This window comes from Hydrogenophaga sp., from assembly GCF_051860785.1.
Taxonomy (GTDB): domain Bacteria; phylum Pseudomonadota; class Gammaproteobacteria; order Burkholderiales; family Burkholderiaceae_C; genus Hydrogenophaga.
The window spans coordinates 34872-46966 of the sequence record NZ_JBIMLB010000023.1 but is presented as its reverse complement, the minus strand read 5'-3'; the positions used below and the strand labels follow the sequence as shown (position 1 = coordinate 46966).

Genomic DNA, 12095 nt, shown 5'->3' with positions numbered 1-12095 from the left:
CGGCCATGGGGCACGGCGCAGCGGAATAAAGGAGGAGGACCGGCGAAGCCGGGCCGGGGGACATCCGCGGAGCCGTGCCCCGTGGTCGCCGATGACCGGAACCTCCGGAGAAAGACGAAAAAAACTCAGGCCAACGCGCGTTGGATGATGATCTTCTGCACGTCCGAAGTGCCTTCGTAGATCTGGCACACCCGCACATCCCGGTAAATGCGCTCCACCGGGAAGTCGTTCACGTAGCCATACCCACCGTGCACCTGGATCGCTTCCGAACACACTCTTTCCGCCATCTCGCTGGCAAAGAGCTTGGCCATGGCGGCCTCCTTCAGGCAGGGCTCGCCGGCGTCGCGCAGCGTGGCCGCATGGTGGGTCAGTGCTCGGGCGGCTTCGATCTGCGTGGCCATCTCCGCCAACCGGAACCCCACCGCCTGGTGGTTGAAGATGGGCTGACCGAAACTCTCGCGCTGCTTGGCGTAGGTGAGCGCGCACTCCAGGGCACTGCGCGCCATGCCGATACTCTGCGCCGCAATGCCGATGCGACCGCCTTCCAGCGCCGACAGCGCGATCCTGTAGCCCTCCCCCTCGGCACCGATCAGGTTTTCCGCCGGAATGCGGCAGTTGTCGAAACGGATCTGCGCCGTGTCGCTGCTGTGCTGGCCGAGCTTCTCTTCAAGGCGCTCCACCACATAACCCGGTGTGTCGGTCGGCACCACGAAGGCACTCATGCCCTTCTTGCCAGCGCCTTTGTCCGTCACCGCGATCACGATCGCCAGATGCCCGTTCTTGCCGCTGGTGATGAACTGCTTGACGCCGTTGAGCACATACTCGCCGCCCTGCTTCACAGCCGTGGTGCGCAGCGCTGAAGCATCGGAACCCACATGCGGCTCGGTGAGGCAGAACACACCCAGCATCTGGCCAGCGGCCAGCGGGCGCAGCCACTGTTCCTGCTGGCGCGCGCTGCCATAGCGCATCAGGATGGCGTTGACGGGACAGTTGGTCACCGAAATGGCCGTGCTGGTGCCACCATCACCGGCGGCGATTTCCTCCAGCACCACGGCCAGCGTCACGTAGTCCAGCCCGGCGCCACCCAGTGCCTCGGGCACGCAGATGCCATAAGCACCCAACTCGGCCAGCCCCTGGTGCACGTCCTTCGGAAAGTGGTGCTCCTTGTCCCAGCGTGCGGCGTGCGGCCACAGTTGTTCCTGGGCAAAGGCGCGCACCGCGTCGCGGATCATGAGTTGGTCCTGGTTCAGCATGGCTGTGCCTCGGTTCTGATCACACCAGCTCGACGGCCATGGCGGTCGCCTCGCCGCCGCCAATGCACAGCGTGGCCACGCCCTTCTTGCCACCGCGCGCCTTCAGCGCGTGGATCAGCGTGACGAGGATGCGCGCACCGCTGGCACCGATGGGATGGCCCAGCGCGCAGGCCCCGCCGTTCACGTTCACTTTTTCGTGCGGGATGCTCAGCTCGGTCATGAGTGCCATCGGCACCACGGCGAAGGCTTCGTTGATTTCCCACAGGTCCACGTCGGCCACGGTCCAGCCGGTGTTCTTCAGCAGCTTCTGCGTGGCGCCCACCGGGGCGGTGGCGAACCAGTTGGGTTCCTGAGCGTGGGTGGCGTGGCCCACGATGCGCGCCAGTGGCTTGGCACCGAGCTTCTGCGCGGTGGACTGTCGCATGAGCACCAGCGCGGCCGCGCCGTCGTTGATGGAAGAGCTGGAAGCAGCCGTGATGGTGCCATCCTTCTTGAAAGCGGGCTTCAGGCTGGTGACCTTGTCGAGCTTGACCTTGCCCGGACCTTCGTCGGTGGACACCACGCGCTCGCCGCTGCGGTCTTTCACCGTCACGGGCGTGATCTCGGCCGCAAAGGCGCCGCTTTCCGTGGCGGCCTTGGCGCGAGTGACCGAGGCGATCGCGAAAGCGTCCTGCTGCTCGCGGGTGAAGCTGTACTTGGCCGCGCAGTCCTCACCGAAGGTTCCCATGGAGCGGCCGGGTTCGTAGGCGTCTTCCAGGCCGTCGAGCATCATGTGATCGAAGATCTTGTCGTGGCCCATGCGGTAGCCACCACGGCCCTTCTGCAGCAGGTAGGGTGCGTTGGTCATGCTTTCCATGCCGCCCGCCACCATCACGGTGGCGCTGCCCGCCGCCAGCATGTCGTGCGCGAGCATGGTGGCCTTCATGCCAGAGCCGCACATCTTGGAGAGCGTGACGGCGCCGGCCGACTTGGGCAGGCCACCCTTGAAGGCAGCTTGCCGCGCTGGCGCCTGACCCTGGCCGGCCATGAGGCAGTTGCCGAACAGCACCTCGTCGACCTGCGCAGGGTCGATGCCGGCGCGTTGCACCGCCGCCTGGATGGCTGCACCGCCAAGGTCGTGCGCGGACAGGCTGGCGAAGTCGCTCTGGAACGAGCCCATGGGGGTGCGTGCGGCACCGACGATGACGATGGGGTCTTGCTGGGACATGAAGCTCTCCTTGAAGGGGTAAAAAAAAGGATCAGGCGAGCGCGTGGGCCAGAAAGCGCCGGTCGCGTTCGTAGGGGAAAACGTCGTGCACGTGGCCAGCGGCAATGCGCGCCTTGTGCTGCTGCCAGAAATCGGCGTCGAGCAGGTCGGCATGGTGCTTCATGAACACCTCGCGCACCATGTCGTTGCCGAGCAGGAAAGGGCCGAAGGTCTCGGGGAACACGTCGTGCTTGCCCACCGGGTACCAGACTTCGCCGGACATCTCGTCCTCTTCGTTGCGCGGCGCCGGCACGCGGCGGAACTGACAGTCGGTGAGGTACTCGATCTCGTCGTAGTCGTAGAACACCACCTTGCCGTGGCGGGTGATGCCGAAGTTCTTCCACAGCATGTCGCCGGGAAAGATGTTGCCGGCCACGAGGTCCTTGATAGCGTTGCCGTATTCGATCACCGCGCGCTCCACCTGCGCCTTTGCCCCGGTGTCGAAGGCCTCCTGCAGGTAGATATTGAGCGGGATCATGCGGCGTTCGATGTAGACGTGCCTGAGCACCACTTCGATGGTGCCATCGCCGTCACGGTCGCTGATCTCGAGCTGGCTGGGCGCGAACTGCTGGATCTCGGCAATCAGTTCGTCGGTGAAGCGGTCGCGTGGGAACCCCACCTCGGAGAACTCCAGCGTGTCCGCCATGCGGCCCACGCGGTCGTGCTGCTTGACCAGCAGGTATTTTCCGCGGATCTGCTCGCGCGAGGTGTCCTTCTGCGGCGGGTAGAAGTCCTTGATGAGTTTGAACACGAAGGGAAAGCTCGGCAGGTCAAACACCAGCATGACCATGCCCTTGATGCCCGGCGCGATGCGGAAGCGATCGGTGCTGTGGCGCATGTGGAAGAGGAAGTCGCGGTAGAAGAGCGTCTTGCCCTGCTTGGCCAGGCCGAGTGCGTTGTACAGCTCGGCGCGAGGCTTCCTCGGCATCATCCCGCGCAGGAACTGCACATACGCGCTCGGCACTTCCATGTCGACCATGAAGTAGGCGCGCGCGAAGCTGAACAGCATGAGCAGGTCGTCTTCGCCGAACAGCGCCGCGTCGATCACCAGCTTGCCAGCCGTGTTGTGCAGCACCGGCAGGGCGAACGGCACTTCCTGGAAGCCATTGATGATCTTGCCCACCACATACGCACCCTTGTTCCGGTAGAACAGGCTGGAAAGCACCTGGAACTGGAAGTTCGCGCGCAGCCGGGCGTGATCGAAGTGCCGGAGCATCGCTGCGAGCACAAGACCGGCATCGCGCGGCAGGTCTTCGAAAGGCACGCGCAGGTCGAAGTCTTCCAGCAGGTGCAGCAATTCCGCCTGCATGTTGTCCGACGTGGGGTAGTAGCAGCGGTAGGTCGGGCGGGCGCTGGGTTCTTCGTTCTCGATGTATTCGGTGGAGACTGCGGGACGCACGAAGATGAAGTCGTTCTGAAAGTAAGCCCGCTTCAGGATCTTGGTGGTGACCGAATTGAAGAAAGTCTCCGCCAGCTCGGGCTGGTGGTGGTTCACCAGCAGCCCGATGTAGTGCAGCTTGACCTGTTCCCAAACCGCCATGGGCTGCTGGTCGGCCTGGAATTCCTTCATGAGGCGCATCAGGCATTCCTTGACCCGCAGGTCGTAGAACTCGATGCGCTCGCGCTGTGCCCGTTGCTGGCCCAGCCAGTCGCGCGTTTCGAAACGGTGTTTGGCTCGGGCCGACTCGGTGCGAAACAGGCGGTAGTGGCGGTTGAAGCCGTCCAGCATGGCCTTGGCGATGGCGTAGGCCTGGGGAGCGTCGAGGCGTTGGGGGAACATGGTGCGGGAAGGCCGGGTCGTCCCGCGATGTTCAAGACAGGTGGCGTGCCAGCGCTCAGCTCTGGCGCACCGCGCCCACGCCGGCCACCGCCGCCCGGTACACCGCGTCGATCTGGTCCTTCCCATCGACGGTCATGTGCATGTCGTGCAGCAGGCCGTCGCGCAGGCCGTACACCCAGCCGTGCAGCGTGAGCGACTGCCCGCGCGCCCAGGCGTCCTGCACCACGGTGGTCTGCGCCACGTTCATCACCTGCTCGATGGCGTTGAGCTCGCAGAGCACATCGGCGCGGTGTTGCTCGGGCGTGGCCTCGATCAGCGCTGCGTGGCGATCGCGCACGTCCTTGATGTGGCGCAGCCAGTTGTCGGCCAGGCCCACGCGCACGTCGCGCAGGGCAGCCTGCACGCCACCGCACCCATAGTGCCCCACCACCATGAGGTGCTGCACCTTGAGCATGTCCACCGCGTACTGGATGGTGGAGAGACAGTTCAGGTCGGTCGGCACCACCACGTTGGCCACGTTGCGGTGCACGAACACCTCGCCGGGGTCCAGTCCCGTGATCTGGTTGGCAGGCACGCGGCTGTCGGAACAACCGATCCACATGTATTGCGGGCTTTGCTGGGCCAGCAGATCGGTGAAGAAGGTGGGGCGCGTGGCCACCATGTCGGCGGCCCAGGCGCGGTTGCGCTGGAACAGGTCGGTAAGCTGTGAAGTCATGGTGGGCAATCTTAATCAGCAGGTTTCGGCAAACAACTCCCGTCCGATCAGCATGCGTCGGATTTCGCTGGTGCCAGCACCGATTTCGTAGAGCTTGGCATCGCGCCACAGGCGGCCCAGGGGGTATTCGTTGATGTAGCCATTGCCGCCGAAGATCTGGATGCCGTTGCCCGCCATCTTCGTGGCCTCTTCGGCACACCACAGGATGACGGACGCACAATCCTTGCGCACCTGGCGCACGTGTTCGGCACCCAGCAGGTCGAGGTTCTTGGCCACGGTGTAGGCGAACGAACGACCCGCCTGCAGCACGGTGTACATGTCGGCCACCTTGCCCTGAATCAACTGGAATTCGCCGATGCTCTGGCCGAACTGCTTGCGGTCGTGAATGTAGGGAACGATGTTGTCCATGACGGCCTGCATGATGCCCAGCGGACCACCGGTGAGCACGGCGCGTTCGTAGTCCAGCCCGCTCATGAGCACCTTGGCGCCGTTGTTGAGTCCACCCAGGATGTTCTCGACCGGCACCTCGACGTTGTTGAACACCATCTCGCCGGTGTGGCTGCCGCGCATGCCGAGCTTGTCGAGTTTCTGCGCGGTGGAAAAGCCCTTCATGCCCTTCTCGACCAGGAAGGCGGTCACCCCCCTGGCACCCATCTCGGGCTCCGATTTGGCGTAGACCACCATGGTGTCGGCGTCCGGGCCGTTGGTGATCCACATCTTGCTGCCGTTGAGCAGGTAGTAACCGCCCTTGTCTTCGGCCTTGAGCTTCATGGAGATCACGTCCGAACCCGCGCCGGGTTCGCTCATGGCCAGCGCGCCCACGTGTTCGCCAGAGATCAGCTTGGGCAGGTACTTCTTGCGCTGCGCCTCGTTGCCGTTGCGCTTGATCTGGTTCACGCACAGGTTGCTGTGCGCGCCGTATGAGAGACCCACCGAAGCGCTGGCGCGGCTGATCTCCTCCATGGCGATCATGTGTGCCAGGTAGCCCATGCCGGCGCCGCCGTATTCCTCGCCCACGGTGATGCCGAGCACGCCCAGGTCGCCCATCTTTCGCCACAGGTCCATGGGGAACTGGTCGTTGGTGTCGATGGCACCCGCGCGAGGCGCAATCTCGGCCTGGGCGAAGTCGCGCACCGCATCGCGCAAGGCATCGATGTCTTCACCAAGCTGGAAATTCAGGCCGGGGAGCTGGTTCATGGGTCTTCCTCTTTGTGTGGATGTGTCTCGGGCTCAGCCCTGGATGTTGTCACGGCCGACGACCGCCATGAGCGTGCAACCCATGGTGGCCACCAGCTTTTCGCGCCCACCGTCGATGGCAAACGCCTGACCCTCGCACACCGTGACGGTGCGCCCGGGTTTGATCACCGTGCCGATCATGCGGAAATGTTCGCCTTGAGCAGGCGCCAGCAGGTTGATCTTGAACTCGATGGTCAGCACCGCCGCATCTTCCGCCATGAGGGTGAAGCCAGCGTAGCCGCAGGCCGAATCGAGCGCCGTGGCCACCATGCCGGCGTGCAGGAAGCCGTGTTGCTGGGTCAGCGGTTCTGCCCAGGGCAGCGTGACCACCACCCGCCCGGGCTTCACTTCGGCCAGGCTGGCACCCAGCGTGCGCATGGCCGCCTGGCGAGCAAAGCTCTCGCGCGTGCGGGCGTCGAAGTCGGGGTTCCGGGGTTCGAAAGCGGGTGGTTTCACGGCGTCCTCGGTGTGCAGACAGCCCGCGATTCTACGTTGACGTTTACGTAAACGTCAATTGAACACCACCAGATCAGACGGCGATCAACTTCGAGAGCAGCAGGCGCGTGGCCTTTTCATAAGGCGCCCCCGGCTCGCCCCGGGCAATGGCCAGCGCGGCGCGATCGAACACCGCCGCGAGCAGCACGGTCAGTTCGTGCAGCGGCCATTTGGCACCCGGAAGAGCCTGTCGCAGACCTTCCTGCAAAGCCTGGAAGCCGGCCAGGTCGTTCAAGACCATCACCTGTTCGGAGCTCAACACGGCAGGCGCCTCCAGCAGCAACAGGCGCGCGCGCCCTCGTCCGGCCATGGCGGCGAAATAGGCCTGTGCCCCGGCCATCAAGGCTTCCACAGGCTCCGTGTGAAAGCGCGATTGCAGGGAAATCTCGTCCGCCACCTCCTGCGCCACCTGCTGCGCCACCGCCTCGAACAACTGCGCCTTGTCGGAGAAATGGTGGTACAGCGCACCGCGGGTCACGCTGGCGGCGGCCACGATTTCGGGCGTGCCGGTGGCGGCGTAGCCGCGCTCCTCGAACAGGCTGCGCGCGGCCTGTATCAGTGCCGCCCGAGTGGTTTCGGTGCGCTCGCCCTGCGATCGACGGTTCATGTTGGCCCTCTTTTAATACATGCAGCCTGTATGTTATAGTTCGTTTGCATGCACATTGTATGTAACTTTCAGCAGGAGCCCCGACATGAAATCGACGCAGTACTACCCCGTCCTCATGACCCATCGCGTGGCAGACACCGCGCGCTTTTACGAAGACCACTTCCGGTTCATGCGCCAGTTCGACAGCGACTGGTACATCCACCTGCAGTCGGCCGAGGATCCCTCGGTCAACCTCGCGGTCCTCGACCGCAACCACCCCACCATTCCGGCGCCGGCACGGGGCCAGCAGGTCAGCGGCATGCTTCTGAACTTTGAAGTGGCCGACGTGGACGCCGAATACGAGCGCGCCGTCGCGCAAGGCCTCACCGTGCTGCTGGCGATCCGCGACGAAGACTTCGGCCAGCGCCACTTCATCGTGCAGGATCCCAACGGCGTGATGATCGACGTGATCCAGCCAATCCCACCGAGCGAGGCATTCCTGCGCCAGTATGCCGACGGCGCGGCAGCCAGCTAGGTCGCGCCGCGGCTCAGGTAGAGCAGCACCAGGCCCACGGCCGCGGGCAGCGCCTGCACATAGAGGATCTTGCGGCTGGCGGTGGCCGCGCCGTAAAGACCAGCCACCAGCACGCAGGCCAGGAAGAACACCTTCACGCCGAAGCCCTCCGGACCAAGCCACAGGCCCCAGACCAGGCCAGCGGCCAGGAAACCGTTGTAGAGCCCCTGGTTGGCCGCCAGCACCTTGGTGGCTGCAGCGGAAGCGGGCGTCTGGCCGAAGGCGCGCATGCCGGCGGGCTTGTCCCAGAGGAACATCTCCAGCACCAGGAAGTAGGCGTGCAGAAGTGCAACGAGACCGATGACGATGCTGGCGAGCAAATACATGAGTGACAGGTCCTGGTGGGTGCGAGACACGGGCGCCGCAGCTTACGCCTTCTTCTCCACCTTGCCCAGCAGCGCGCGCGCTTCCTTCTCGTGCGTCTTCACCTCGTCGAGGTTGGCCACCAGGTCGGCCATCTGTTCTTCGAGCTCGCGGCGGTGATCGGCCAGCACCGCGAGAAACTTGCGCAGCTGTGGCCCGGTGTCGCGCGGGCTGTCGTACATGTCGATGATTTCGCGCGCCTCGGTGAGCGAAAGGCCCAGGCGCTTGGCGCGCAGCGTGAGCTTCAGGCGCGTGCGGTCGCGCGCGGTGTAGACCCGGTTGCGTCCCCCGGGCCCTTCGCGCTGGGGCTGCAGCAGCCCCATGTCTTCGTAGAAACGGATGGCGCGGGTGGTCAGGTCGAACTCGCGCGCCAGGTCGCTGATGGTGTAGGTCGGGTTCGTCGCCATGGGTTCGAAATGCCGTTGCGTGCCGTGTCGGGTTTCAGACAGTGCGAGACGCGTTCACTCCGTAGAATGCCTGGAGTCTTTACGTTTACGTCAACGTCACTTGGCGATCTTAACGGAATCCCGCACCCATGAGCCTCTCCCGCGAGCAGTTGGAAGCCCAGCTGCACTACCCCCTGGGCGACACGCTGCCCGCCTCAGGTCGATCGCTGGAAGTGGCGCCCGGTGTGCGCTGGATCCGCATGGCACTGCCTTTTGCACTGGACCACATCAACCTCTGGCTGCTTCGAGACGAAATCGATGGCCAGCAAGGCTGGACCGTGGTGGACTGCTGCATCGCGCGCGATGAAGCCAAGGCGCAATGGGAAGCCATTTTTGCCAATGAACTGCAGGGCTTGCCGGTTCTGCGCGTGATCGTCACGCACATGCACCCGGACCACATCGGTCTGGCCGACTGGTTGTGCCAGCGCTGGAACTGCCGCTTGTGGGTGAGCGCCACCGACTACGCCATGGCCCGCCTGGGCTCACAGAGCACCACCGGCTTCGGCGGCGAAGCCGCTGCCGACTTCTTTGCCGCCAATGGCCTGAGCAACCCGGAAAGCCTGGCGAAGATCCGCGGCCGCGCGAGCTACTACCCCAGCCTCGTGCCTTCGGTTCCCAATGAATACCACCGCCTTTACGACGGCTTGCAAGTGCCGATCGGCGGACACCGCTGGCGCTGCATCAGTGGCTATGGCCACGCGCCGGAACACATGGCACTGCACTGCGAGGAACTCGGCGTGCTGATCAGTGGCGACATGGTGCTGCCACGCATCTCCACCAACGTGAGCGTGTACGACCAGGAACCCGAGGCAGACTCACTCACCCTCTTCCTCGATTCGCTGGAGAAGTACCTGCCACTGCCGGCCGATACGCTGGTGCTGCCCTCGCACGGCAAACCCTTCACCGGCCTGCACGAGCGCATCCAGCAACTGAAAGACCACCACCGCGATCGCCTCGACGAGGTGATGCAGGCATGCAGCGAAAAGCCCTGCAGCGGCGCCGACGTGCTGCCGGTGCTGTTCCCGCGCGCGCTGGATCTGCACCAGACCACCTTCGCCATGGGCGAAGCGGTGGCGCATCTGCACTGGTTGTGGATGGCGGGTGAACTGCGGCGTGCACGCGACGCGCAGGGCGTCTGGCGGTTCAGCGCACGCTGATCACTCGTCCAGGGGCACCGCTGCCTCGCGCAGCGCCCGCCGCCGCTCGGCGTGGTCCGGCAGCACGCTGGCCACCACGTCCCAGAAACGCGGGCTGTGGTCCATGTGGCGCAGGTGGCTGAGCTCGTGCACCACCACGTAGTCCACCATCTCCATCTTCAGATGAATGAGCCGCCAGTTCAGGCGGATGCTGCCGTCGGCACTGGCGCTGCCCCAGCGTGTGCCGGCGCTGGACAGCCGCAGCTTCGTGTAGCGCACACCGAGTTGCGGCGCGAAGTGATCCAGCCGCTGGGTGAAAAGCAACTTGGCCTGGCGCATCAGCCAGGCCTGCGCCGCATCCCGGATCTGGCCTTCGTTCGCGTTGTGGGCCAGCCCCAGGCGCAAGGTGGCCACCTCGCCAGTGTCCTCGAGCACCGCACCCACCTGGGTGAAGCCGTGCGAGGGGTCGAGCACCAGGCGCAGGCGCGCACCCAGGTAATCGAGCTCGGCGCCGTTGGCCCAGACGATGCGGGCCTGGTCGATCTCGCTCGCGCGTTCGCGCGCACTCTGCAATTTTTCCAGCACCCAGGCCGACTTGTCGTGCAGCAAGGCTTCGACCTCGCCCACCGGCGTCCAGCGCGGCGCCCGCACGCTCAGACCGTCGGTGCTGATGGACAGGCCGATGGTTCGTCGCTTGCCGCGCTTGAATTCGTAGCCCACTTCGCAGGAGCCCAGCCGCAGCATGCGGTTGGCACGCGGGTGGTGCCAGGCCGCCGGCTGGAACACCTGGGTCATGGACAACGCGGGTGGTTCGGGCTTCCTGGGCGCTGAAGGCGCAGGGGGCGCCACGGCGGGCTCGGGGCCACCGAAGAAGTCAAGCGCCAGTTGCACGAAGCGCTGCATGGTCTGACTCAGGCAGTGCGGTACGCATCGGGATCGAGCCGATGCATCTCCGCTTCGATCCAGGCTTCCACCTCGCGCATCAGTTCGTCGGGCTCTCGCCCCTCGCTGGGAATGGGCTTGCCGATGGAGAACTCCACCACACCGGGCTTCTTGATGAAAGCCTTGCGCGGCCAGCACTTGGCAGAGGTCACCGCAATCGGAATCACTGGTGCGCCAGTTTCCACGGCAAGGCGCGTGCCACCGCTCTTGTAAACACCCTTCTGCCCGCGCGGTATGCGGGTGCCTTCGGGAAACATGATGACCCAGGTGCCCTGATTCAACAGCCGCTGCCCCTGCTCCACGACCTTTGTGAAGGCCTGCGCGCGCTTGCTGCGATCGATGTGGATCATGTCCATACGGCCCATCGCCCAGCCGAAGAACGGCACGTAGAGCAACTCCTTCTTGAACACATAGGCCAGCGGGTGCGGCATCAGCGTGGGCATGCAGAAGGTTTCCCAGGTGGACTGGTGCTTGAGCAACAGAATGGCCGGTGCGGTGCTGCTCACCGGCAGGTTCTCGAAACCCGTCACCTGGTTGCGGATCCCCAGCATCAGCTTGCCGCTGCTGACCGCCACCCTCAGCCAGCCCACGCACATCCAGTAGATCTGCGTGCTGTTGAGAAACGGCGCGGCCACGAGCACGGCAAGCGCCCACGGCACCACCGTGATGGCCATGAAAAGCGTGTGCAGGATGGCGCGCAGCAGGTTGACCAGGATCATGGTGAGGGGTGTTCAGTTCGGGGCCGGCTGCGCGAGCAGCCAGTCGGCAAAGGCGCCGAGGTCTTCGTGAATCATTGTGGTGAGCGGCAGGTTGGGTGCCAGCGCGGCGATGTCCTGCACCCCGCCCAGCCCCAGCCGTCCCCGCAGGTGCCCGGACTTGCCGGTCAGCAGCAGGTGCGTGGGGCACCCCGCGCGCGCAGCCGCTTCCATGTGGCGAACGGAGTTGCCAGCGGCCGGCGCGTTCGCCAGCAGCGAGCCAAAGCGCTCACCAATCTGCTCGAACAAGCCCGGTGCAGGCTTGCGGCAGCGACACGCATCCTCCGGCGCGTGCGGGCAGAAAAACACCGCTTCCACGCGAGCGCCCACGGCCGCGAGTTGACGGTGCATCTTGGCGTGGATGGCGTTGAGCGAAGCCATGTCGAACAGGCCGCGACCGATGCCGGACTGGTTGGTGGCCAGCACCACGCGCCAGCCACCCTGGTTGAGCCGCGCCACAGCCTCGAGCGCGCCGGGCAGCGCCTCCCACTCGTCCGGCGAGGCGACGTAGTCGTCGCGGCTGCGGTTGAGCGTGCCGTCGCGGTCAAGGATGAGGAGCTTCATGGCG

14 protein-coding genes are annotated in these 12095 nt (G+C 65.0%); 2 read left to right on the top strand and 12 right to left on the bottom strand.

All coding sequences use genetic code 11. The annotated features are described in order from the left end of the window. Positions 1–125: 125 nt before the first annotated feature. The 7 genes from ACTIF6_RS22835 to ACTIF6_RS22805 form a co-directional block, all read right to left on the bottom strand. Complete coding sequence (locus ACTIF6_RS22835) at positions 126–1253, bottom strand: acyl-CoA dehydrogenase family protein (RefSeq protein ID WP_439590041.1); 1128 nt, start codon at positions 1251–1253, stop codon at positions 126–128. Between the two features lie 19 nt (positions 1254–1272). Further along, complete coding sequence (locus tag ACTIF6_RS22830) at positions 1273–2460, bottom strand: acetyl-CoA C-acyltransferase (RefSeq protein WP_439590040.1); 1188 nt, start codon at positions 2458–2460, stop codon at positions 1273–1275. Between the two features lie 31 nt (positions 2461–2491). Further along, on the bottom strand, positions 2492–4279 hold the full coding sequence (gene aceK / locus ACTIF6_RS22825; RefSeq protein WP_439590039.1) for a bifunctional isocitrate dehydrogenase kinase/phosphatase: 1788 nt from the start codon (positions 4277–4279) through the stop codon (positions 2492–2494). A 55-nt stretch (positions 4280–4334) separates the two neighbouring features. Further along, positions 4335–4994: a carbonate dehydratase gene (can, locus tag ACTIF6_RS22820; RefSeq protein ID WP_439590038.1), complete on the bottom strand. Its 660-nt coding sequence runs from the start codon at positions 4992–4994 to the stop codon at positions 4335–4337. Positions 4995–5009: 15 nt separating this feature from the next. Next, entirely contained in the window at positions 5010–6191 is a 1182-nt protein-coding gene (locus ACTIF6_RS22815; RefSeq protein ID WP_439590037.1) for an isovaleryl-CoA dehydrogenase, read from the bottom strand. 33 nt (positions 6192–6224) lie between these two features. Continuing rightward, the gene (locus ACTIF6_RS22810) at positions 6225–6608 is read right to left on the bottom strand and encodes a PaaI family thioesterase (protein ID WP_439590069.1); all 384 of its coding nucleotides are present in this window, start codon (positions 6606–6608) and stop codon (positions 6225–6227) included. 151 nt (positions 6609–6759) lie between these two features. Continuing rightward, the gene (locus ACTIF6_RS22805; RefSeq protein ID WP_439590036.1) at positions 6760–7332 is read right to left on the bottom strand and encodes a TetR/AcrR family transcriptional regulator; all 573 of its coding nucleotides are present in this window, start codon (positions 7330–7332) and stop codon (positions 6760–6762) included. Between the two features lie 85 nt (positions 7333–7417). Between ACTIF6_RS22805 and ACTIF6_RS22800 the strand changes: the two genes are divergently transcribed. Further along, positions 7418–7846: a VOC family protein gene (locus ACTIF6_RS22800; protein ID WP_439590035.1), complete on the top strand. Its 429-nt coding sequence runs from the start codon at positions 7418–7420 to the stop codon at positions 7844–7846. On the opposite strand, the gene ACTIF6_RS22795 is transcribed toward ACTIF6_RS22800, so the two are convergent. Together ACTIF6_RS22795 and ACTIF6_RS22790 are read right to left on the bottom strand one after the other, a co-directional pair. After that, positions 7843–8211, bottom strand: a complete 369-nt coding sequence (locus tag ACTIF6_RS22795; protein WP_439590034.1) for a DUF1304 domain-containing protein — start codon at positions 8209–8211, stop codon at positions 7843–7845. The genes ACTIF6_RS22800 and ACTIF6_RS22795 overlap by 4 nt on opposite strands. Before the next feature lie 42 nt (positions 8212–8253). Further along, positions 8254–8655 (bottom strand): MerR family transcriptional regulator, encoded by a 402-nt coding sequence (locus tag ACTIF6_RS22790; protein WP_439518088.1) that lies wholly within the window; start codon positions 8653–8655, stop codon positions 8254–8256. 128 nt (positions 8656–8783) lie between these two features. On the opposite strand from ACTIF6_RS22790, the gene ACTIF6_RS22785 reads away from it, so the two are divergent. After that, a complete protein-coding gene (locus ACTIF6_RS22785; protein WP_439590033.1) occupies positions 8784–9851 on the top strand; it encodes an MBL fold metallo-hydrolase in 1068 nt (355 codons plus the stop codon). Here ACTIF6_RS22785 and ACTIF6_RS22780 read toward each other — a convergent pair whose 3' ends face one another. Genes ACTIF6_RS22780 through gmhB form a run of 3 tightly spaced genes read right to left on the bottom strand, consistent with a single transcriptional unit; the run spans position 9852 to position 12091 of the window. Beyond that, a complete protein-coding gene (locus ACTIF6_RS22780; protein WP_439590032.1) occupies positions 9852–10733 on the bottom strand; it encodes a M48 family metallopeptidase in 882 nt (293 codons plus the stop codon). 8 nt (positions 10734–10741) lie between these two features. Next, complete coding sequence (locus ACTIF6_RS22775; RefSeq protein ID WP_439590031.1) at positions 10742–11491, bottom strand: lysophospholipid acyltransferase family protein; 750 nt, start codon at positions 11489–11491, stop codon at positions 10742–10744. Positions 11492–11503: 12 nt separating this feature from the next. Next, on the bottom strand, positions 11504–12091 hold the full coding sequence (gene gmhB / locus ACTIF6_RS22770) for a D-glycero-beta-D-manno-heptose 1,7-bisphosphate 7-phosphatase (protein WP_439590030.1): 588 nt from the start codon (positions 12089–12091) through the stop codon (positions 11504–11506). Positions 12092–12095 lie beyond the last annotated feature (4 nt).

What these genes read in the sequence shown, in the direction of transcription:
- ACTIF6_RS22835 (WP_439590041.1), bottom strand. Translation starts at nt 1,253, where the DNA reads ATGCTGAACCAGGACCAACTCATGATCCGCGACGCGGTGCGCGCCTTT.
- ACTIF6_RS22830 (WP_439590040.1), bottom strand. Translation starts at nt 2,460, where the DNA reads ATGTCCCAGCAAGACCCCATCGTCATCGTCGGTGCCGCACGCACCCCC.
- aceK (WP_439590039.1), bottom strand. Translation starts at nt 4,279, where the DNA reads ATGTTCCCCCAACGCCTCGACGCTCCCCAGGCCTACGCCATCGCCAAG.
- can (WP_439590038.1), bottom strand. Translation starts at nt 4,994, where the DNA reads ATGACTTCACAGCTTACCGACCTGTTCCAGCGCAACCGCGCCTGGGCC.
- ACTIF6_RS22815 (WP_439590037.1), bottom strand. Translation starts at nt 6,191, where the DNA reads ATGAACCAGCTCCCCGGCCTGAATTTCCAGCTTGGTGAAGACATCGAT.
- ACTIF6_RS22810 (WP_439590069.1), bottom strand. Translation starts at nt 6,608, where the DNA reads ATGCGCACGCTGGGTGCCAGCCTGGCCGAAGTGAAGCCCGGGCGGGTG.
- ACTIF6_RS22805 (WP_439590036.1), bottom strand. Translation starts at nt 7,332, where the DNA reads ATGAACCGTCGATCGCAGGGCGAGCGCACCGAAACCACTCGGGCGGCA.
- ACTIF6_RS22800 (WP_439590035.1), top strand. Translation starts at nt 7,418, where the DNA reads ATGAAATCGACGCAGTACTACCCCGTCCTCATGACCCATCGCGTGGCA.
- ACTIF6_RS22795 (WP_439590034.1), bottom strand. Translation starts at nt 8,211, where the DNA reads ATGTATTTGCTCGCCAGCATCGTCATCGGTCTCGTTGCACTTCTGCAC.
- ACTIF6_RS22790 (WP_439518088.1), bottom strand. Translation starts at nt 8,655, where the DNA reads ATGGCGACGAACCCGACCTACACCATCAGCGACCTGGCGCGCGAGTTC.
- ACTIF6_RS22785 (WP_439590033.1), top strand. Translation starts at nt 8,784, where the DNA reads ATGAGCCTCTCCCGCGAGCAGTTGGAAGCCCAGCTGCACTACCCCCTG.
- ACTIF6_RS22780 (WP_439590032.1), bottom strand. Translation starts at nt 10,733, where the DNA reads ATGCAGCGCTTCGTGCAACTGGCGCTTGACTTCTTCGGTGGCCCCGAG.
- ACTIF6_RS22775 (WP_439590031.1), bottom strand. Translation starts at nt 11,491, where the DNA reads ATGATCCTGGTCAACCTGCTGCGCGCCATCCTGCACACGCTTTTCATG.
- gmhB (WP_439590030.1), bottom strand. Translation starts at nt 12,091, where the DNA reads ATGAAGCTCCTCATCCTTGACCGCGACGGCACGCTCAACCGCAGCCGC.